Source organism: Mycobacterium marinum, from assembly GCF_003391395.1.
In the GTDB taxonomy this organism is placed as follows: Bacteria; Actinomycetota; Actinomycetes; order Mycobacteriales; family Mycobacteriaceae; genus Mycobacterium; species Mycobacterium marinum.
This window is the reverse complement of the sequence record NZ_CP024190.1, coordinates 3,994,870-4,013,933: the sequence shown is the minus strand read 5'-3', so window position 1 is coordinate 4,013,933 and position 19,064 is coordinate 3,994,870. Positions and strand designations below refer to the sequence as shown.

Sequence of the window (19,064 nt, the reverse complement as noted above, 5' to 3'; positions counted from 1 at the left end):
GTGCTCGGGAAACCTCGGTCAGAAAATCGCGCGCAGCGTGACCAGACCGACCGCGCTCAGGATGGCCGCCGCGGGCAGCGTGATGACCCACGCCAACGCGATTGGCTTCATCAGTCCCCAGTTGGTGGCCCGGTTGACGATGCCGACGCCGAGGACGGCGCCGATCAAGATGTGGGTGCTGGAGACCGGAAGACCCAGCACGGTTGCGCCCATGACCACTCCCGCCGCCGATAGTTCGGCAGCAAAGCCCGAGGCCGGATGCATCGTGGTCAGATTGTGTCCCACGGTTGCTATCACCCGCCGTCCGATGAACCACAGCCCGGCGCACAACGCGACCCCAAACGTGATCATGGCGGCGGCGGGCACCGCCGCCTTGCCTTCAATCGAACCCGAGCGCAGTACATCCAGCACTGCGGCGAATGGGCCGATGGCGTTTGCGATGTCATTGCTGCCGTGGCTGAATGCGAAACCGGAGGCGGTGAATACCTGCATCCAGCTGAACATCAGATAGGTAGAGCGCGAAAGTGATTCGCCCCGAAGCGTTTTAGCCAGAATGAAGGTGGCCATCCACACCGCCGCGCCCACCATCCCCATGATGAAGAAATTGTTCATGGTGGTCAGGCCCAAGTGCATGTGCTTGAAGCCCTTGAACAACAGCATGGCGGAAATGATCATCGATCCGGCCGCGGCGACCAGCGGAACCCAGTTCTGCAGCGCCCGGAATGCGTCGACCGACGATCTCTTGGTATCGATCTCGTGGAGTTCGCGGTAGTAGTCGGACTCCAGCTCGTCGGGATCGAAATCCCTGCGGTTGGCTGCGACGGCGTCGCGTGCGATCGCACCGGTGTAGGCGATCTGCTGGATTTCGCTGAGACGCTCGAATGCCGCCTTGTGGCGCTCGCGGTGCGCGATGCGTTCCTTCTTGATTTCCAGGAGCTTTCGTTCGGCTTCCTCGTTGTACAACAGGATGTGGCGTTTGATCGCGCCGTAGAGCACGTAGGACACCAGTCCGCCCAGCAGCGGTGAAAGTACCCATGAGATTGCGATTTGGCCGATCTCGTCCCACTGGACCATCTGGAGAGCGGAGAGGCCCTTTCCGTCAACGATGCCCAGCGTGACCGCGGCGCCGACGATGCCGCCCACGATCGAGTGTGTGGTCGACACCGGGTATCCCATCCGGTTGGCAAACAGCAGCCACAGCGCTGCCGCCAGCAACGCGGCCAGCATGATATTCATGAAGTCGTTGGGAGCGACCGACACTCCGGAGAGGTCGACGATTCCGCTGCGAATTGTCTCGGTGACATCGCCCCCGGCAATCACCGCGCCGCTGACCTCAAAAATGGCTGCCACCAGAAGCGCCTGTTTCATGCTCAGCGTGCCCGCACCGACGCTGGTGCCAAAGGAGTTGGCGACGTCATTGCCGCCGACGTTGAAGGCCATGAACATGCCGACAACGGTGGCCAGGACCAAGATGAGCTTGTTGGCGCTTGGGCCGGCGTAGTCGAACGCCCAGAACGAGAACAGCACGAACGATCCGGCCAGCAGCAGGCCGAACGAGAGGTGCCACGCGCGATCTTGGCCGAACAAGCCCCCGTACTGCGGCGTCGGCGTTATGGGATCCTGTAGTCCGCTTGCCACCAGTGCCCGTCCCTGTGTGCTATCTGTCGCGGCTCACGCCGGCTCGTACCTGGTGATCGAGCGTCAGCAGGTTACGACACGGCAGCGAGCGCCCGGTAAACGTCGAGTGAACAAAGGCCATACGGTCGGGGCGCACCCCGCGGCCAGATTGATCGAACTCCCGATGGTGGGCGATGGAGGCGCCGCGAGTGACTGCTGGTTCGTCGTGCGGTGGGCATCAGAGTGGTTGCGGCCGTTTGCCCAACGGTTCGTCGACGAGCCCCCGGCCCGAGCATGACGGCTCGACCGAGATCGGCCAGGCGGGGGCGGATCCTCGAGGCGGCGGACCATCAAATGACGTCAGACACGAGGCGCTAGCGCGACTGGGAACTCGCCCCGCGGCGGTCAGTGGTGGCGTAGCTGTTGGCCGCCACGCGCAGCAATTCCGCATACGCCCGGAGCTGTGCGGAACAAGCATGTCCCAATGCGGCCAGCGCCTCTGTCATGGCAGCGGACTGCCGAAAAAATGACGCTGATGCCGCATCTCTGCACACGTTTGTTGGCACCCACGGAAGCACTTCTTGATCGAGGTGTCCTGCCCGTTCGACAAACTCAGGTGCAACTGTGATCAGGACGCTAGGGGCAACGCTCATCGCTGAGTTAATCGGATTAATCGGATGCATGAATTGTTGCTCCTTACGACACGTGCTTTTACAGTGGTATTCACGATCAATTTGACTGGGTGCATCGATAGTGTTAGCAACCGATACGGTATCTGTCAACGGTGGAACTCGTTGAAGTTGTGGAAATAATTCACCGTTTGGAGAATATCTGTCTCGTGGTGAATTGCGATGAATTAAACGGACGATTTACGCTTGTTGGCGCGAGAGATTCGGATATTGACGCCAGTAATCGTTTCTGTAAATAATCGGCTTCTGTAAATCCAACGTCGGAGGTGATTAAACCATGGTCAGGACGATCGGCAGACCGGTCGGGGAATACGCTGAACTGATGCTCGACCCCGGTGGGTGGCCTGGATTCGCACCCACGGAACTTCGCGGATATTCGGCCGAGACCGGCTTTCGCATTTTGGGGGTCCGCGGCACGTTGGCCGGGGTGCACGGTCTGAGCCAAGACCTTTTCGAGACCTGGGCCGGCCCCGCGGCCAGCGCCGCCACCGCCAGGCTCGCCGAGATCATTGCGCACTGCGAGACGCTGGTTGCGTTCCTACAGTCGATCCAGAGATGGTTTCTAACCGTGGCTGCCGATGTTAGGACAATGCAGCTGCTGATTGCTGCCAGCGTCGCTTCTGCCGAGGCTCAGATCCATGCCTTGGAGGCCGCGGGGCCGGAAAACGAAGCGGCCATCCAAGCAATAGTTGTCCAGCGACACGCCATCCACCTGCAGATGGTTGAATCGCTCGCGGCGCGAATTAATGCCTCAGCCGCGGGAGTATTGGCGGCTGCGCCGGTGTAGTCGTCGGGCCTCCGATGGTGCGTCGCTGATGTGCCCAAGGTGTGTGCCCTGTTGCATCCGGCTCAAGACTGGATGGTTGTGAACAACACGTCGGGGTTGAGGATCCCCGCCGGATCGAAGCTCTGTTTGATCCGCGACATCAAGGCGATCTTGGCCGGGTCTTCGAGCTCGAGAAAGTATGGGGTTTTCGCGCGGCCAACGCCGTGTTCGCCGGAGATGGCACCACCTAGTTCCATTGCCAACGCAAAGATGTCGGTCATCAGTTGCTTCTTCTTGACCGGGTCTTTGCAAATGATGGCCAGGTGCACGTTGCCGTCTCCAGCATGCCCACAACCGATTGCGGCACCGCCGGCGGAGGCCGCCAGCCCTCTGGCGGTGCTAAGGAACTTCGGCATGGACGCGCGCGGGACAACGGTATCGATGAGGTCGTCGGCGCCGGCGGCCTTGGCCGCCCAAAACGCCTTCTCCCGCGCCTCGATCAGCTTGCGCGCCGAGGCGCCTTCGAGCACGTAGGCATCCATCGCGCCCAGCTCGGCCAGCAGCTCACCAGTGGCCTCGACATCCTCGAGCAGGCGATCGGCGGCTCGGTCTTCCAGCGCCACAAGCAGATACGCTTGGCAGTGGTCACGAACCCGATCTGGGATGCCCAGCTCCAGGTTCTGGGTGTAGACCAGCGCGGCCATGGTCATGTTGTCGATGTATTCCACGATGTAGGGCGCCAGTCCGGTCGCCAGGATCTTGGGCACCGCCGCCATGATTTGATCGAAGTCGGCGAAGGGGGCCAGCACGCTGGCGTTATGAGTCAGCTGCGGGTGCAGTTTGACGATCACCTCGGTGGCCAGGGCCAGGGTGCCTTCGGATCCGACGATGAGTTGGGTGAGGTCGTAGCCTGTGGAGACCTTGGCGATCTTGCCGCCGGTGCGGATGATCTCGCCGGTGGGCAGCACCGCCTGCAGCCCGAGGACGTTATTGCGCGCTATCCCGTATTTGACGGCTCTCATCCCGCCGGCGTTTGTTCCGACGTTCCCACCGACGCTGGAGGACAGCTCTCCGGGGTGCACCATGTAGCCCAGTCCGCGATCGTGAGTCGCCGCGTCCAGCTGGGTCAATGTGACGCCGGGCTGGACCACGGCGACCTGGTTGTCGGTGTCGACCTCCAGGACTTGATTCATTCGTTCGAAGGAGATCAGCAGTCCGCCCTCGCGGGGGCGCGCGGCCCCCGACAGGCCACACCCCGAACCGCGCGCTGTTACCGGTACGCGATATTCGGAGGCCGCCAACAGCAGTCGGGAAACCTCTTCGGCGGTGGCCGGCTTGACGACGTACGCCGGCTGCTGGGGCACCTGAGTCAGCTCTTCGTCGTGGGAATAGTCTTCGGGAATCGCGTCGCCGGTGAGCACATAGTTGTTGCCGACGATTTCCACTAACCGCGCTGTTATGTCGATCATCGAAGGGCCTCACGTTTCTGCCGTGTGGGACAGCGACTCACTTTATCGGCAGTGTCGGTCGAATTGACATAGCCACCGCGCCAAGCTGAAACGGTATTGGTGCCGGTTTCGGCGGTACTGTTCGTCGAGAAGCGGCCAGTGCTGGTGGCCGGCGAGCGCGAAGGTTTTGTGATGTGCAGTAGCGGAACGGTTTTCAATCACATTGGACTGTGCGCCACTGACCGGGGGCGGTCTCGGCGCGTGCTGGGCAATGCGGAGGCTCTCGGCGGATCGGTGGTCGAGCGCACGGTGTCGAGGCGTTCGGCGATGATCGGCGATCCCGATGGGCAGCTGCTCGAACTGCTGCAGACGGAGCGCTGACGGCGGCACCGCCATGTCCCTGAAGCGCCGACTTGTCATGCGAATTGGATAGGCACATAACACGCTTCACCGGCGCGAACGGCTGCGCTCGAGGCACACACTAGACTTGCGAGTCGTGAATTCCCCGATAAAGCGAGTCGCGATCAGCACCGGTGGCGGGGACGCGCCGGGACTCAACGCGGTGATCCACGCGGCCACTCTTGCCGCGCGAAACCGCGGCTGGGACGTGGTCGGGATCCGAGACGGCCTCAATGGGTTGTTGCTGCCCGAGGACTATCCCGAGGGCGGACTGATCGAGCTCACCCGCGACCGGGTTCGCGGGATCATCCACCAGGGCGGCACAATCATCGGCACGACCAATCGGGGCAACCCGACCGCCTACCCGGTGCGGCAGAGCGACGGTAGCTGGGCCGAAGTGGACCGCACCGAAGAACTCCTGGGCCGATTCGCGCAGCACCAGATCGATGCGCTGATCCTGGTGGGCGGCGACGGGTCGATGTCGATCGGCCAGCATCTGCACCAGTCGGGGTTACCGCTGGTCGGCGTACCCAAGACCATCGACAATGACCTGGACAAGACGACGTCCACATTCGGCTTCGACAGTGCGGTCGACTTCGCCTCCGAGTGCATCGACCGGCTCTTCACCACCGCGACCTCCCATGGCCGGATCATCGTGGTGGAGGTGATGGGCCGGTACGCGGGATGGATCGCCCTGAACGCCGGCATGGCCTCGGGGGTGCACGCGATCCTCATCCCCGAGATCCCGTTCAGTCTGGAGCCGGTGGCAGCTGTGATCACCGATCGCGAACAGCGCGGCGCGAAATTCTCGATCGTCTGCGTCGCCGAGGGCGCCAAGCCGATCGGCGGCGAGGTCACTATCCTGGGCAAGTCGGTGGGGCAGGCCGAACGCCTCGGTGGCATCGGCGCCAAGGTGGCCGCCGAGCTGGAACGCATGACCGGCCGCGAAGCACGAACGGTGGTATTGGGTCACCTGCTGCGCGGCGGCTCGCCCACCTCGTTCGACCGGCTACTGGGACTGCGCTTCGGCGCCGCCGCCGTGCGGGCTCTCGATGAGGGGCACTACGGCGTCATGGTGGCGTTGAACCCGCCGACGGTGGACTACGTACCGCTTGCCGACGCCACTCATCGGCAGAAGGTCGTTCCGCTCGATTGTGACTCGATCCTGACCGCGCGCGACATGGGGATCAACTTCGGCGACGAGATGCCCACCCACAGCACCATCGATTAGGCGCTCGCGCCTACTGCAGTGGCACCACCTGCTGCTCGAGGTCGAGGATCTGCCGGGTGGTCTTGACCACCACGTCGGGGTTGAGGCTGACCGAGTCGATGCCGGCGCGGACCAGGAACTCGGCCATGTCCGGATAGTCCGACGGCGCCTGGCCGCACAACCCGGAGTGAATGCCGTTGCGGCGGCAGCCCTCCACCGCCAGGCGAATCATCTCCTTGACGCCGTCGTCGCGTTCGTCGTAGTCGAAGGCCACGATTTCGCTGTCGCGGTCGACTCCCAGGGTCAGCTGAGTCAGGTCATTGGAGCCGATCGAGAAGCCGTCGAAGCGCTTGGCGAACTGGTCGATGAGGATGACGTTGTTGGGGATCTCGCACATCGCATACACCTTGAGTCGGTTCTCGCCCCGCCGGAGGCCGTGTTCGGCCATCGTCTCGAGCACCAGGTCCGCTTCGGCAACCCGGCGCACGAATGGCAGCATGATGACCACGTTGGTGAGCCCCATCTGATCGCGGACCCGCTGCATCGCACGGCATTCCAGCGCGAAGCCCTCGGCGTAGGCGGGATGGGCGTAGCGCGAGGCGCCGCGAAAGCCGATCATCGGGTTGCTCTCGGTCGGCTCGAAGCCGCTGCCGCCGATCAGGCTGGCGTACTCGTTGCTCTTGAAGTCCGACATCCGCACTACCACGGGTTTGGGCCAGAACGCCGCCGCGATGGTGCCGATGCCTTCGGAGAGTCGCTGCACAAAGAACTCGGCACCATCGGAATAGCCGCGGGTGAGCCGCTCGATGGTGCGGCGTGCCTCGGGGTCGTCCACCTTGTCGGGGTGCAGCAGGGCCATCGGGTGGACCTTGATGTATTCGCCGACAATAAATTCCATCCGGGCCAGTCCCACCCCATCGTTGGGCAGGAACGAGGTCTTGAACGCGAGGTCGGGGTTGCCGAGGTTGACCATGACCTCGGTGCGCGGCCTCGCCAGGTCGGCCACCTCGGTGCGATCCACGTGGAAGCCCACCTCCCCGCGGTACACCCGCCCGGTGTCACCCTCCACACACGACACCGTGACAAGTTGGCCGTCCGGCACATTGGTGGTGGCATCCCCGGCGCCGACCACCGCAGGGATGCCGAGTTCGCGCGCAATGATCGCGGCGTGGCAGGTGCGGCCACCGCGGTTGGTGACGATCGCGGCGGCGATCTTCATGACCGGCTCCCAGTCCGGCGTTGTGGTGTCGGCGACCAGCACCTGGCCGGGCTTGAAGTCCGATAGCCGCTCGAGGTCATCGATGCGTTTGACCACCCCCGAGGCGACCTTTTCGCCGACCGAGCGGCCCTCGGTCAGTATCTCGCGCTGCTCGCCGGAGCCTTCCAGCACATAGGTTTCCACCGTGGTCATGCTGCGCTGCGAGGCGGCCGTCTCCGGGCGGGCCTGGACGATGTAGAGCTTGCCGTCCAAACCGTCCTTGGCCCACTCGATATCCATCGGCCGCCCGTAGTGCTGCTCGATTGCCAGCGCATAGCCGGCCAATTCGAGCACGTCCTCGTCGGTGATGCAGAAATGAGCACGGTCGGCCTTCGGCGTCGGAATGTTGCGGGTCGTCTGCTTGGTCCCGCCCTCGACAAAGACCATCTTCACCGCCTTGTCGCCGATCAGCCGGCGCAGCACGGCGCGGTGACCGGCCTGGTAGGTCGGCTTGTGGACGTAGAACTCGTCGGGGTCGACCGCGCCCTGTACCACGTTCTCGCCCAGGCCGTAGGCGCCCGTCACGAACACGACGTCATTGAAGCCGGACTCGGTGTCGAGGGTGAACATCACGCCTGAGGAGGCGAGGTCGGAACGGACCATCTTCATGATGCCGATCGACAGCGCCACCTTGAAATGGTCGAAGCCCTGATCGACGCGATAGTGGATGGCCCGGTCGGTGAACAGGCTGGCGAAACAGCGGCGGCACGCATCGAGCAGGCTTTCCTCACCCTTGATGTTGAGAAACGTTTCCTGCTGGCCGGCGAAGCTGGCGGTCGGCAGGTCCTCGGCGGTGGCCGAGCTGCGCACCGCCAGGCTGACGTCCTCGCCGTACTCTTCCTGCATTATCCGGTAGGCGGCCACGATCTCGCTGGCCAGGTCCTCGGGCAGCCCTGCGCCATAGACGATTTCACGGGCGCGTTTGCCTTTGCGGGCCAGCGCGGTGACATCGTCGGCGTCTAGATCGTCCAGCTCGGCGTGCAGCGCGTCCCACGCGCCGGCCCGGTCCAGCATGTGCTTGTAGGCATCGGCGGTGGTGGCAAATCCGTGCGGTACGCGCACACCCTGCTGCGACAGCTTCTGGAACATCTCGCCCAGCGAAGCGTTCTTGCCGCCCACCAGCGGCACGTCCTCGATGCCGAACTCTTCGAAGAAGCGAACGTAGGAAAAGCTGCTCATGACCCAATCCTCCATATAGTTACTGCGTCAATACGCGTCGTAGAAGCCGCTGTTAGCCTTGCGCAGCGCCCAAACGTAGTCCGCACGCTCGTGCGCCTCTGACCCTTTGGTGTCCGGAGCCGACAGCAGCCCGCGCACCTGGTTGAGATCCTGAAATCCTTTGCGGCTCATCCAGTCCTGCAACTCCCGGAGCAACACGGCCGCATACTCGGGGCCGTGGCGCAGCAGGGCTGACGCGGTCTGCACGACGTCCGCCCCGGCCAGCAGATACTTGGCGACATCGCTGGCGTGCTCTACTCCAGTGGTCGCGGCCAGCGAGGCTCGCGTCCGGCCGTGCAGCAACGAGATCCAGGTCAGCCCCAGGCGCGTGTCTCCCGGGGTGGACAGCGTGATACCGCGAACCAGGCTGAGGGTCTCGGGGTCGATGTCAGGCTGCAGAAACCGGTTGAACAGCACCAGTCCGTCAGCGCCGGCAGCATCGAGCCGATGTGCCATGTCGGCGGTGGCGCTGAAGTATGGGCTGAGTTTGACCGCGACGGGAACCGTTGTCGCGGTCTTGACCTCATCGAGCACCTCCAGGTGGCGCTGCTCGACGGCATGGGCGTTGAGGCCGGTATCACCGGGAAGGTAGTAGATGTTGAGCTCAATCGCGGCCGCGCCGGCCTCTTGCATGGAATGGGCGTAGCGCGCCCAGTTGCCGGGTGTGGACGCGTTGAGGCTGCCGATGATCGGGATGTCCACCGATGCGGACGCGCGTTCGATCAGGCGCAGGTATCGCTGGGCCCGGCTGGCTACGTCGACGGCAGGAGGAAAGTAGCTCAGCGACTCGGGCGAGCTTTCGCTGCCCTGGGCGGCCATCAGTTCGTTCTGCTCGGCTTCGCGACGCAGTTGTTCCTCGAACAGCGAATACAGGACCACCGCGCCGACGCCGGCGTCGGCGAGCGCACGGACGCCGTGCAACGTCTGGCTCAGCGGCGATGCCGAGGCCAGCAGCGGACTGCGCAGGTTAAGTCCGAGGTAGGTAGTCGACAGGTCCATCAGCTCTCCCTCCGGGAATCGGACGGAAACTCTTGTGGCGCGCGAGAAGCCATGTCTTCGTAGACTTCCCAGCGCTGGTCGATTGACTCTTCGGCCAGCGCGAGCAGGCGGTCAGCCTCGTCGGGGTCAGAGTTGGCCAGGCTGCGGAAGCGTAGCTCGCGGTCGCGATAGTCAGCAAGCGCCAGCCGGGGACGGTGGGAATCCAGCAGGAATGGCGGGCGGCCGGTGGAGCGCAGCACTGGGTTGTAGCGAATCAGTGGCCAGTGCCCGCTGGCGACCGCGCGGTACTGCTGGTCCAGGCCGTAGCGCAGCTCGAAGCCGTGCGCGATGCAGTGGCTGTAGGCGATCACCAGCGAAGGGCCGTCGTAGGCCTCGGCCTCCCGGAAGGCCAGCAAGGTCTGCTGTGGATCGGCGCCCATGGCGACCCGCGCCACGTAGACGTTGCCATACGAAATAGCCTGCAGCGCTAGGTCTTTACGCGGAACCGTCTTGCCCCCGGCGGCGAACTTGGCCACCGCGCCCAGCGGTGTGCTCTTCGACATCTGCCCGCCGGTGTTGGAATACACCTCGGTGTCGAGCACCAGCACGTTGACGTTGTGGCCGCTGGCCAGCACGTGGTCCAGCCCGCCGGCGCCGATGTCGTAGGCCCACCCGTCGCCGCCAACGATCCAGACGCTGCGGCGGATCAAGTGATCGATGACGCTGCGCAGCTCGTCGGCTTGCGCCGGCGCCAGACCGTCCAGCTCATCGAGGCGGGCGCGCAATTCGGCGACCCTTTCGCGCTGGGCGCGCAACTCCGATTCACGCTCTTGCGGGGCGGCCAGGATGGCATCGACCAGATCCGCGCCCAGCACGTCGCGCAGTTCGGTAAGCCGGTGCCGGGCCTGGCGCACGTGGGTGTCGGCGGCCAGCCGCATACCCAGGCCGAACTCCGCGTTGTCTTCGAACAGCGAGTTCGACCACGCTGGGCCGCGTCCCTCGGCGTTGGTCGCCCACGGTGTGGTGGGTAGGTTGCCGCCATAGATCGACGAGCAGCCGGTGGCATTGGCGACCATCAACCGGTCGCCGAACAACTGCGAAAGCAGTTTGAGGTAGGGGGTCTCCCCACAGCCGGCACACGCGCCGGAAAACTCGAACAGCGGCTGCAGGAACTGGGTGCCGCGCACCGTCCCGAAGTCCACCCTGGATCGGTTGGCCACCGGCAGGGTTTCGAAGAACGCGATGTTCTCGCGGGCGGCGGCGACGAGTGGTTCGCGCGGGGCAAGATTGATCGCCTTGGTCACCGGGTTGCCGGGAACGACAGCGGGGCAGGCTTCCACGCACAGATTGCAGCCGGTGCAATCTTCGGCATAGACCTGCAGGGTGTAGCGGGTGTCGGGGAGACCGACCGCGTCCAGCGGTGCCGAGGCGAAGGTGGCCGGTGCGGCGTCGAGCCGGTCGCGCGGGTAGAGCGTGGTGCGAATGACACTGTGCGGGCAGACAAACGAGCAGTTGCCGCACTGGATGCAGGTGTCGGGGTCCCACACCGCAACCAGATCCGAGATATTGCGCTTTTCATAGGCGGCGGTGCCGCTGGGGTAGCTGCCGTCGGCCGGTAGTGCGCTGACCGGCAGCCCATCTCCGCGCCCGGCGATCATCTCCGCGGTAACCGTGCGCACGAACTCCGGGGCGTGTTGGGGAACCGGCGGTTCCAACTGCCTGGTGGAGCTGACGGTGTCGGGCACTTGGACCGGGTGCAGGCCGGCCAGCGCGTGATCGACGGCGTTGACTTCACGGGCCACCACGTCGGCGCCGTGGGCGGCATAGGTCTTGGCAACGCTGGCCTTGATCTTGGCGATCGCCTGATCCACCGGCAGCACACCGGCGATCGCGAAAAAACAGGTCTGCAAGACGATGTTGATCCGGCCGGCCAGGCCGACCTCGCGCGCGATCTTGCCCGCGTCGACCACGTAGAGCCGGATGCGCTTGTCGATGATCTGTTGCTGCACCGGGGCGGGCAGGCTGTCCCACACCCGCTCGGGTGGGCGCGCGCTGTTGAGCAACAGTGCGGCACCATGGGCGGCCCGGCCCAGCACGTCAACCTTGTTCAGGAACCGCTGGTGGTGGCAGCCGACGAAGCTCGCCTGTTGCACCAGGTACGGCGCCCGAATCGGTTGCGGGCCAAACCGCAGATGCGAGACGGTTTGTGAGCCGGATTTCTTGGAGTCGTAGACGAAATACCCTTGGGCATAGATATTTTCCTCGCCACCGAGAATTTTGATGGTGTTCTTGTTGGCGCCCACCGTGCCGTCGGAACCCATGCCGAAAAACACGGCTTTGGTGGTCGCGGGCGTCTCGATGTCGAAGTCCGGATCGTAGCTGATGCTGGTGCCGCTGACGTCGTCGTCGATGCCCACGGTGAAGCGAGTGCGCGGACGCTGGCCGGCCAACTCGGCGAAGACACCGGCGACCATTCCGGGGGTGAATTCCTTGGACGACAGGCCGTAGCGTCCCCCGCAGACCACCGGCAGCGATGATCTCTGCCCGCTGCTATAGGCCTCGGCCAGGGCGGCGGTGACATCCAAATACAGTGGCTCGCCTTGGGATCCGGGCTCCTTGGTGCGGTCCAGGACCGCGATCGCGCGGATCGTCGGGGGCAGGGCCGCCAGCAGGGCCTCGGCCGGAAATGGACGGTAGAGGCGGATTTGGGCCACCCCGACGCGCTCGCCGCGCTCGGTGAGGGAGGTCACGGTTTCGGCCGCGGTCTGACCGCCGGATCCCATCAGCACCATCACCCGCTCGGCCTCGGGGTGACCGGTGTAGTCCACGATGTGCATTGGGCGCCCGGTGCGCTCGCCGAGCTCGCGCAGCAGCCCCTCGACCACCTCGGGCACCCGGGCATAGAACGGGTTCACCGTTTCGCGGGCCTGGAAATATGTGTCGGGATTCTGGGCGGTGCCGCGGATGGACGGCCGATCCGGCGACAGCGCCCGGTCGCGGTGGGCCAGGACCAACTCCTGGGGGACCAGCGCGCGCAAGTCGTCGTCGGTGAGCACCTCGATGGTGTTGAGCTCATGGGAGGTGCGGAAACCGTCGAAGAAATGCACGAACGGAACTCGGGTGCGCAGGGTGGCGGCCTGGGCGATCAGGGCCAGGTCGTGGGCCTCCTGCACCGAGGCCGATGCCAGCAGCGCAAATCCGGTCTGGCGCACCGCCATGACATCCTGATGATCGCCGAATATCGAAAGTGCCTGTGCCGCAATCGATCGAGCAGCGACATGTATCACCGCCGAGGTCAGTTCGCCGGCGATCTTGTACATGTTGGGGATCATCAGCAGCAGGCCTTGGGAGGCGGTGAACGTCGTCGTCAACGCCCCGCCTTGCAGGGAGCCGTGCAGCGCTCCGGCCGCCCCGCCTTCGCTTTGCATCTCCACCACCGTCGGCACCGTGCCGTAGATGTTGGGCCGGTGCTGGTTTGACCAGGCGTCGGCGAGCTCGGCCATCGGGGAGGAGGGAGTGATCGGATAGATACAGCAGACTTCGTTGAGCCGGTAGGCCACCGATGCCGTCGCTTCGTTGCCATCCACCGTGGTGCGCGTCATCGTGGCTCCGCAATCATCTCGATGGCGTGCACCGGGCATTGGTCATAACAGGTCGCACAACCCGTGCAGCGGTCGTAGTCGAAGCGGTAACGGTGGCCGCGCCCGAGCTTGATCACCGCATCCTCCGGGCAGGCGCCCAAGCAACCGTCGCACTCGAAGCAGTTGCCGCACGACAGGCAGCGCCCGGCCTCGAACGTCGCGGCCTCCGCGGACAGGCCGCCCATCACTTCCTCGAATCCGCTGATCCGGTCCTCGGGGGAGAGTTCGGGTTGCTGGCGCCGGCGGGCGTCGCCGAAATACCACAGGTGCAGCCGGTCGAAATCGGCGACCGGATGCTTGGGCGGGCGTTGGGTGGGGTCTCCCCGTAGCCACGCGTCGATGTAGTGGGCGGCTTTCTTGCCGTGCCCGACCCCGACGGTGACGGTGCGTTCGCAGGGCACCATGTCGCCGCCGGCGAACACCCCGGGGCAGCCGGTCATCAGCGTCGGGGAGACCCGCACGCTGCCGTCACGGTCGAATTCCACCCCGGGCAGCGTGCGCATGAACGCCGATTCGGTTTCCTGTCCCAGTGCCATGATGACCGTGTCGGCGGCCAGCGTCTCAAACCGCCCGGTCGGCCGGGGGCGCCCGGTGTCGTCGAGTTCCATTTGCTCGACCCGGATTTCGTGATCGTCGAACGCGGTGATGGTGCGCAGCCAGTTGATCTGCACCCCCTCGCGCTGCGCGTCTTGGCGCTCCTCTTCGTGCGCGGGCATCTGAGCTTCGGTGCGCCGGTAGATGATCACGGTGTCCTGCGCGCCGAGCCGGCGCGCGACGCGGGCGGCGTCCATGGCGGTGTTGCCGCCGCCGTAGACCGCGACGTGGCTTCCGAGTTCGGGCTTTTCGCCCGCAGCCACCTGATGCAGGAATGACACGGCGTCGATCAGCGATCTTGCGTCACGAGAGGGGATGTTGACCCGCTTGGCCAGGTGGGCACCGACGGCGACGAACACCGCGTCGAAGTTTCCGGTCTCGCGTTCTTCGGCGAGGTCTTCGACGCGGTGTCCGGTTGTGAGCTGCACGCCCAGGGCGGCGATGCGTTCGATTTCGGCGTCCAGCACATCGCGGGGGAGCCGGTAGCTCGGGATGCCGTAGCGCATCATTCCGCCCGGCCCGGCGCCGGCGTCGCGAACCTCGACGTGATGCCCAAGCCGGGCCAGGTGATAGGCCGCCGAGAGTCCACTGGGGCCGGCGCCGACAACGAGCACTCGTTTGCCGGTGGGCTGCGGTGCGGGCTGGAAGCGCCACTGTTTCTCGCGTGCGGTGTCGCCGAGAAAGCGCTCGACCGCGTGGATGGACACCGATGCATCGAGATGTGCCCTGTTGCAGACGGATTCGCACGGGTGATAGCACACCCGGCCGTGGATGGCGGCGAACGGATTGTCAGCGGTCAGCTGACGCCAGGCCCGCTCGTGCTCGCCGACGCGGGCGTGGGCGAGCCAGGCCTGGATGTTTTCGCCGGCCGGGCAACCGGCGTTGCAGGGCGGCAACAGGTCGACGTACACCGGGCGACGTTCGCGGTCCGGCCCCGCGCGGTGCCGTCCGTGTAGCAGGTCGGGCAGGGGCGTGACATCTTCGGCTGCTGGTTCGGGTGCTGGCGCCGCTACCTCGGGCACGTCACCGGGGGACTGCTCGGGCACCATGGTGGCAACGATATGACCCGGGCATGGTGGTGTGCAGCTTTCGTTTGGCCTTCAAGGTAGGGACTTCTGACCCTGATCGTGGACTGAGGTGTGGGTGAATGGTAGAGGGATGGAGCATCTAACCCCCCTCGATGCGACTTTCCTGGAGGTTGAGGACAGCGATCCGCATGTGAGCCTGGCGATCGGCGGTGTGTCGATTGTGGAAGGGCCGGCTCCGGCTTTCGGGGAGTTCGTCGACTCCTTCGCGGAGCGGGCGTCGGCGATTCCGCGCTTCAAACAGATCCTGCGGACCCATCCGCTCGATCTCGGTTCACCCGAATGGGTCGCGGACCCGCACTTCGACGTTTCCCGACATGTGCACCACCTTGCGCTGCCGCAACCGGGCGGCGACGCCGAACTTTTCGAGATGATCGCGACGGTGATGGAGCGACGGCTCGATCGCGACCGTCCGCTCTGGGAGTGCTATCTCATCGAGGGGCTCAGCGATGACCGGTGGGCGGTGCTGACCAAACTGCATCACTGCATCGCCGATGGCATCGCGACAACGCAGATGTTGGCCAAGTTCGGTGACGAAAGCGGCGGTGGCGGGTCCTTTGCCACCGAGATTCGTGCGGCCAAAGAGCCGGCTCCGCACGGGCCGGGGCTTCCGGTGAAGGTCAGCCTGAACCCGCTGAACTGGGTGACCGGGATTGTGCGGGGCGCTCTGGGTGCGGTCTCCGTTGTCGAGCATGTCGCGTTGGGGGCCGCCGAACTGACCGGCAGTCTGCTCAGCCCCGCGCCGGAAACGTCACTGAGCGGGCCCGTCACCACGCTGCGGCGCTTCAGCGTGGCGCGGGTGCGCTTGTCCGATCTGCACACGGTTGCGCGAGCATTCGAGGTGACGCTCAATGACGTGGCGTTGGCGGCGATCACCAGCAGCTACCGGTCGATTCTGCTGGAGCGGGGGGAAAAGCCCGGCCACACCTCGCTTCGCACACTGGTACCGGTGTCGGTGCGCGGGATGAGCCACTTCAACATGACTGACAATCAGGTCTCGGCGATGCTGCCCTTGTTGCCCGTCGATGAGGAAGACCCGGTCAAACAGCTCGAGCTGGTACACCGTCGGTTGGTCGAAGCCAAAGCCAGCGGCCAGCGTGAAGGCGGCACCGCGTTGGTTGCCGCGGCGAAAAGCGCGCCATTTGCGTTCTCGGCGTGGGCGGTACGGTTGCTGAGCCGGTTGCCGCAACGCGCGGTGGTGGCGTTGGCGACCAATGTGCCCGGGCCGCGGGCCGAGCAGAAACTGATGGGTCGGCGCGTGCTGGAGATGTTGCCGATTCCACCGATCGCGCTGAACCTGCGTACCGGGGTCGCGATGGTCAGCTACGGCGACAACTTCGTCTTCGGGATCACCGCCGACTACGACACCGCACCGGATATCGAGGTGCTGGCCGCCGGGATCGAGGACGGGGTGGCGCGATTGGTGAAGGAGAGCCGCGGCAAGCGGGGGAGCGCGGCGGGCTGAAACGGGGTTGAACTCCGCCTCGGCAAAAGGAGGTAGCGCAGCTTTCGCGGCCCCGGAGGTCCGACATGGCCTGTTCGGCCATGGTGTTGACTCCTATGGCCGCACTGTCCGTTACGAGAAGCTCAGGCGCCCAATGCCTTACGTGGTCTTTTCGGTCTTTCGGCGTCTTGTGGCCACACGGCCCTCGGTGCCGGCAATGCTGCAGATGATATCGAAGTTGAAAAGGCTTCATCGCCGACTACGCCATGAGCAACTCGAGCTCGATGCAGCTAAACGACTGGCGACTCGAATTCGACTTCCCAGTAGGAGAATTCATCTCGGTCCCGTGGAACAGCACCATGACGCAGTCCGGCACGCACTATGTAATCCCCCCCCGGCCGAGCGGAACCACACCATTACGCCCGCCGGCTCAGCCACCCTCGGATTCCGAGGCGTGTTGATCGGCGCCTATTCGCCGCCGTCGAACTGACTGATCAACGGACAGTCCTGCACCTGAGCCTTGAATAGGTGTTGTCCTACCCGAACCATTCCCTGTCGTTGCGTCGTCGTGGGTCTGCCCGATCCCTCGCTGTTCGGCGCAACGACTCGATTCGGTCGGAGGAATCGTGACTACGTCGCCATCTTGCGAGTTGAGTTGATCAACGGCGAGCTTGAAACTGTCTGGGCTGTAGTGCTCATCCCATGGTCAACACCGCCGGCTGGACGGTTCAGGTTGGGTGACTATAGAGAGTGCGGGCAAGCTTTTCACCGTCGGGAGTGAGTCCTAGCCAGATGGTGAGGTCCCACAATGCGCGCTCGTGGTAATGGCCTACGAAGAGATCGTAAACGCGCTGCATGGCCGCGTCGATGGAGACGTCCCATCCTGCGAAATCCTCCCCTGGGTGGGGGAGATCCCCAATGCGCATTAGTCCGTCTGCCAGCAACGACCGGATGGTTCTCAGTGCCAGGTCCTGAAGGGCGGTGAGGGAGTCGGCCAGGTTGGCGCGGTTGATTACGGTTTCAACTTCCGCAAGCGGAACCCAATCCTCGAGGCCGCTCGTCAGAAGCTCTGCACGCAGCCGCTCCTCCGAGTTCATGTCGGGAGGCTTTCCGGCGCGGGGGGCCTCATCGGATTGAGTCATCGTTTCTCCATTGTTCGGCGGTGTCTTGAGGCTGTCGATTATCTAGCGACGCGTGGCATGTGTACTTCCGGGTGTCATCCTCCGGTGAACTCATCTAGGTCAGCTAGTTCGTCTTTGCCCATCACTGGGGGGCCGTGGTGGCTGTGCGGCGGGTGTACGGGGTGTGGTGTGGATTCGGGCGGCACCAGGCCACCGCCGGCTAGTGGTGGAGCTGGCCCGAAGCGGCCGGGCATTGGCTCGGTCGGTGGGCGCGTAAGGCTTGGAGGTTCGGCTGGAACCCGGACCGGTGGCGCCTCGACTGGCGCGGCCCGGACTGGTGCTGGGATCTCGGGAACTCCGCCACGAGCGTTGATGTGGATCTTCGTATAGCCTCCGTTGCTCGGAATATCGAAATCGAGAACGGGCTTGCTAGTGGACCCTGCGGACCAGCGTTGCCCGACTATGGTGCCATCAGGCAGTCGGTACCGGATGCCCTTGCCGGGATCGCCGTACCCATTTGGGATTTCCTCTCCGTTCTGCTGTGCCCACTTCCAAAGGTTCTCAAGATCTTGCTGCGAACGAACTTCTCTAATCTCGGGTTTGTTTCCTTGGGGGAGTTTGTCGAGCACTCTGCGGATGTCGTCGGCGCTTGGGCCTTTGGCGGGCTCCGGTCCCGTTGAGGGGGCCGGTACCGGGTCTTGTTTGAAGTTGTGCTCGTCGACGGCATGGATTCCAGGTTCGTGGTTGTGGAACAGTTCTGGGAAGGCGGATTCGGCAATCTCAGCTGTTGCGTTGATGATTCTGGCGGCTGTCTCGTGTTCGATTTCGATTAGTTGTGTAACGCGTCGCCGAATGTCGGCGGCGATTGCTTTCGCTTGGGCTTGGCGAGCTGCATGTTGTGCGACGGTGCCGCTGGTTCGGCGTTCGGTGACCGAGAGGTCTTCGTCGACTTTGAAGCCAGCATCGCGTGCATCGGCGATGGCATAGATGACTCGGCGTTGCGCTGTGCCGATGGTTCCGGCGCCGTCGCGGGCGATCCTGGCAGCTTGGCGCAATTGGTCGGCCTTGGCGCTGACGATTGTGAGGTCGGCGCCGGTGCGTTGTCGCAGTGCTTCGCCGCCGGCACCCTCCCACAAAATGGTGTGGGACCGGTTGCGCATCTGTATGAACACATCCTCCCAACGATCGGCGGTCTTGTTCCAATAGGTGGCCGCCGTTATGAGATGTTCGGTGTCCCAGTCGTGGATTTGCGACAGGGTTGGCAACATCTACACCAGCCTCGTTTGCGGCAGGGTTGCCATCTCCGCCCGTGCCCTCGCCTCGTTGAGGAGATAGCTCTCGGCCAGAGCCGCGACCCTGCCGATCGTCGTTTGGGTGCGGGTGCAAAGGGCGGCTGTGCTCAGGTCAACCGCCGCGGTGGGTTGAAACGGCTGCCCTGGCGAGGACGGCGCCAGGAGGTTGAGTTCGGCACCAAGCTGATGCCCCTGGCTGGCAGCGACTGCCATCAGGGGGAGATAGGGCCGCAGCTCGGCAGGTTTCACCCTCGGGAAGGTAGATGGCGGGGTTACGTGCGGCAAGTCATGGCGGCTTGTCGCG

The 19,064-nt window shown here is 64.5% G+C and carries 12 protein-coding genes and 2 pseudogenes; 5 read left to right on the top strand and 9 right to left on the bottom strand.

Annotated elements, in window-relative coordinates; genetic code table 11:
* Nucleotides 1–18 precede the first annotated feature (18 nt).
* Nucleotides 19–1,661, bottom strand: a pseudogene (locus CCUG20998_RS16575) (inorganic phosphate transporter).
* A 922-nt stretch (nt 1,662–2,583) separates the two neighbouring features.
* Between CCUG20998_RS16575 and CCUG20998_RS16570 the strand changes: the two are divergent.
* Nucleotides 2,584–3,093: a hypothetical protein gene (locus CCUG20998_RS16570; protein ID WP_020730552.1), complete on the top strand. Its 510-nt coding sequence runs from the start codon at nt 2,584–2,586 to the stop codon at nt 3,091–3,093.
* Nucleotides 3,094–3,155: 62 nt separating this feature from the next.
* On the opposite strand, the gene CCUG20998_RS16565 is transcribed toward CCUG20998_RS16570, so the two are convergent.
* Complete coding sequence (locus CCUG20998_RS16565; RefSeq protein ID WP_036456355.1) at nt 3,156–4,541, bottom strand: FAD-binding oxidoreductase; 1,386 nt, start codon at nt 4,539–4,541, stop codon at nt 3,156–3,158.
* Between the two features lie 99 nt (nt 4,542–4,640).
* Between CCUG20998_RS16565 and CCUG20998_RS29310 the strand changes: the two genes are divergently transcribed.
* Both CCUG20998_RS29310 and CCUG20998_RS16555 read left to right on the top strand, forming a co-directional pair.
* Entirely contained in the window at nt 4,641–4,901 is a 261-nt protein-coding gene (locus CCUG20998_RS29310) for a hypothetical protein (RefSeq protein WP_020730554.1), read from the top strand.
* A 115-nt stretch (nt 4,902–5,016) separates the two neighbouring features.
* A complete protein-coding gene (locus CCUG20998_RS16555) occupies nt 5,017–6,150 on the top strand; it encodes a 6-phosphofructokinase (protein ID WP_012395053.1) in 1,134 nt (377 codons plus the stop codon).
* A 10-nt stretch (nt 6,151–6,160) separates the two neighbouring features.
* On the opposite strand, the gene ppsA is transcribed toward CCUG20998_RS16555, so the two are convergent.
* The 4 genes from ppsA to CCUG20998_RS16535 are packed head-to-tail and all read right to left on the bottom strand — an operon-like array spanning nt 6,161 to nt 14,867.
* Complete coding sequence (ppsA, locus tag CCUG20998_RS16550) at nt 6,161–8,566, bottom strand: phosphoenolpyruvate synthase (RefSeq protein ID WP_036456627.1); 2,406 nt, start codon at nt 8,564–8,566, stop codon at nt 6,161–6,163.
* A gap of 27 nt (nt 8,567–8,593) precedes the next feature.
* Entirely contained in the window at nt 8,594–9,604 is a 1,011-nt protein-coding gene (locus tag CCUG20998_RS16545; protein WP_020730556.1) for a dihydroorotate dehydrogenase-like protein, read from the bottom strand.
* Nucleotides 9,604–13,185, bottom strand: a complete 3,582-nt coding sequence (nifJ, locus tag CCUG20998_RS16540) for a pyruvate:ferredoxin (flavodoxin) oxidoreductase (RefSeq protein ID WP_036456358.1) — start codon at nt 13,183–13,185, stop codon at nt 9,604–9,606. Before nifJ ends, CCUG20998_RS16545 begins: the two co-directional genes overlap by 1 nt.
* Nucleotides 13,182–14,867: an NAD(P)-binding protein gene (locus CCUG20998_RS16535; protein ID WP_020730558.1), complete on the bottom strand. Its 1,686-nt coding sequence runs from the start codon at nt 14,865–14,867 to the stop codon at nt 13,182–13,184. The genes nifJ and CCUG20998_RS16535 overlap by 4 nt, the downstream gene beginning before the upstream one ends.
* A gap of 109 nt (nt 14,868–14,976) precedes the next feature.
* Here CCUG20998_RS16535 and CCUG20998_RS16530 point away from each other — a divergent pair, with 109 nt between their 5' ends.
* Together CCUG20998_RS16530 and CCUG20998_RS16525 are read left to right on the top strand one after the other, a co-directional pair.
* The gene (locus tag CCUG20998_RS16530) at nt 14,977–16,368 is read left to right on the top strand and encodes a WS/DGAT/MGAT family O-acyltransferase (RefSeq protein WP_020730559.1); all 1,392 of its coding nucleotides are present in this window, start codon (nt 14,977–14,979) and stop codon (nt 16,366–16,368) included.
* Nucleotides 16,369–16,592: 224 nt separating this feature from the next.
* A pseudogene (locus tag CCUG20998_RS16525) lies at nt 16,593–16,837 on the top strand (cellulose binding domain-containing protein); the annotation flags it as partial.
* A gap of 238 nt (nt 16,838–17,075) precedes the next feature.
* Here CCUG20998_RS16525 and CCUG20998_RS16520 read toward each other — a convergent pair.
* The 3 genes from CCUG20998_RS16520 to CCUG20998_RS16505 form a co-directional block, all read right to left on the bottom strand.
* Complete coding sequence (locus CCUG20998_RS16520) at nt 17,076–17,444, bottom strand: hypothetical protein (protein ID WP_142399698.1); 369 nt, start codon at nt 17,442–17,444, stop codon at nt 17,076–17,078.
* Between the two features lie 119 nt (nt 17,445–17,563).
* On the bottom strand, nt 17,564–18,736 hold the full coding sequence (locus CCUG20998_RS28570; protein WP_020730561.1) for a hypothetical protein: 1,173 nt from the start codon (nt 18,734–18,736) through the stop codon (nt 17,564–17,566).
* Nucleotides 18,737–19,009 (bottom strand): hypothetical protein, encoded by a 273-nt coding sequence (locus tag CCUG20998_RS16505; protein WP_020730562.1) that lies wholly within the window; start codon nt 19,007–19,009, stop codon nt 18,737–18,739. It lies immediately after the preceding gene.
* Nucleotides 19,010–19,064: the final 55 nt, after the last annotated feature.

Bases quoted from the DNA above. Each gene is read 5' to 3' on its own strand.
- CCUG20998_RS16570 (WP_020730552.1), top strand. From the start codon at position 2,584: ATGGTCAGGACGATCGGCAGACCGGTCGGGGAATACGCTGAACTGATG.
- CCUG20998_RS16565 (WP_036456355.1), bottom strand. From the start codon at position 4,541: ATGATCGACATAACAGCGCGGTTAGTGGAAATCGTCGGCAACAACTAT.
- ppsA (WP_036456627.1), bottom strand. From the start codon at position 8,566: ATGAGCAGCTTTTCCTACGTTCGCTTCTTCGAAGAGTTCGGCATCGAG.
- CCUG20998_RS16545 (WP_020730556.1), bottom strand. From the start codon at position 9,604: ATGGACCTGTCGACTACCTACCTCGGACTTAACCTGCGCAGTCCGCTG.
- nifJ (WP_036456358.1), bottom strand. From the start codon at position 13,185: ATGACGCGCACCACGGTGGATGGCAACGAAGCGACGGCATCGGTGGCC.
- CCUG20998_RS16535 (WP_020730558.1), bottom strand. From the start codon at position 14,867: ATGGTGCCCGAGCAGTCCCCCGGTGACGTGCCCGAGGTAGCGGCGCCA.
- CCUG20998_RS16530 (WP_020730559.1), top strand. From the start codon at position 14,977: ATGGAGCATCTAACCCCCCTCGATGCGACTTTCCTGGAGGTTGAGGAC.
- CCUG20998_RS16520 (WP_142399698.1), bottom strand. From the start codon at position 17,444: ATGAACTCGGAGGAGCGGCTGCGTGCAGAGCTTCTGACGAGCGGCCTC.
- CCUG20998_RS28570 (WP_020730561.1), bottom strand. From the start codon at position 18,736: ATGTTGCCAACCCTGTCGCAAATCCACGACTGGGACACCGAACATCTC.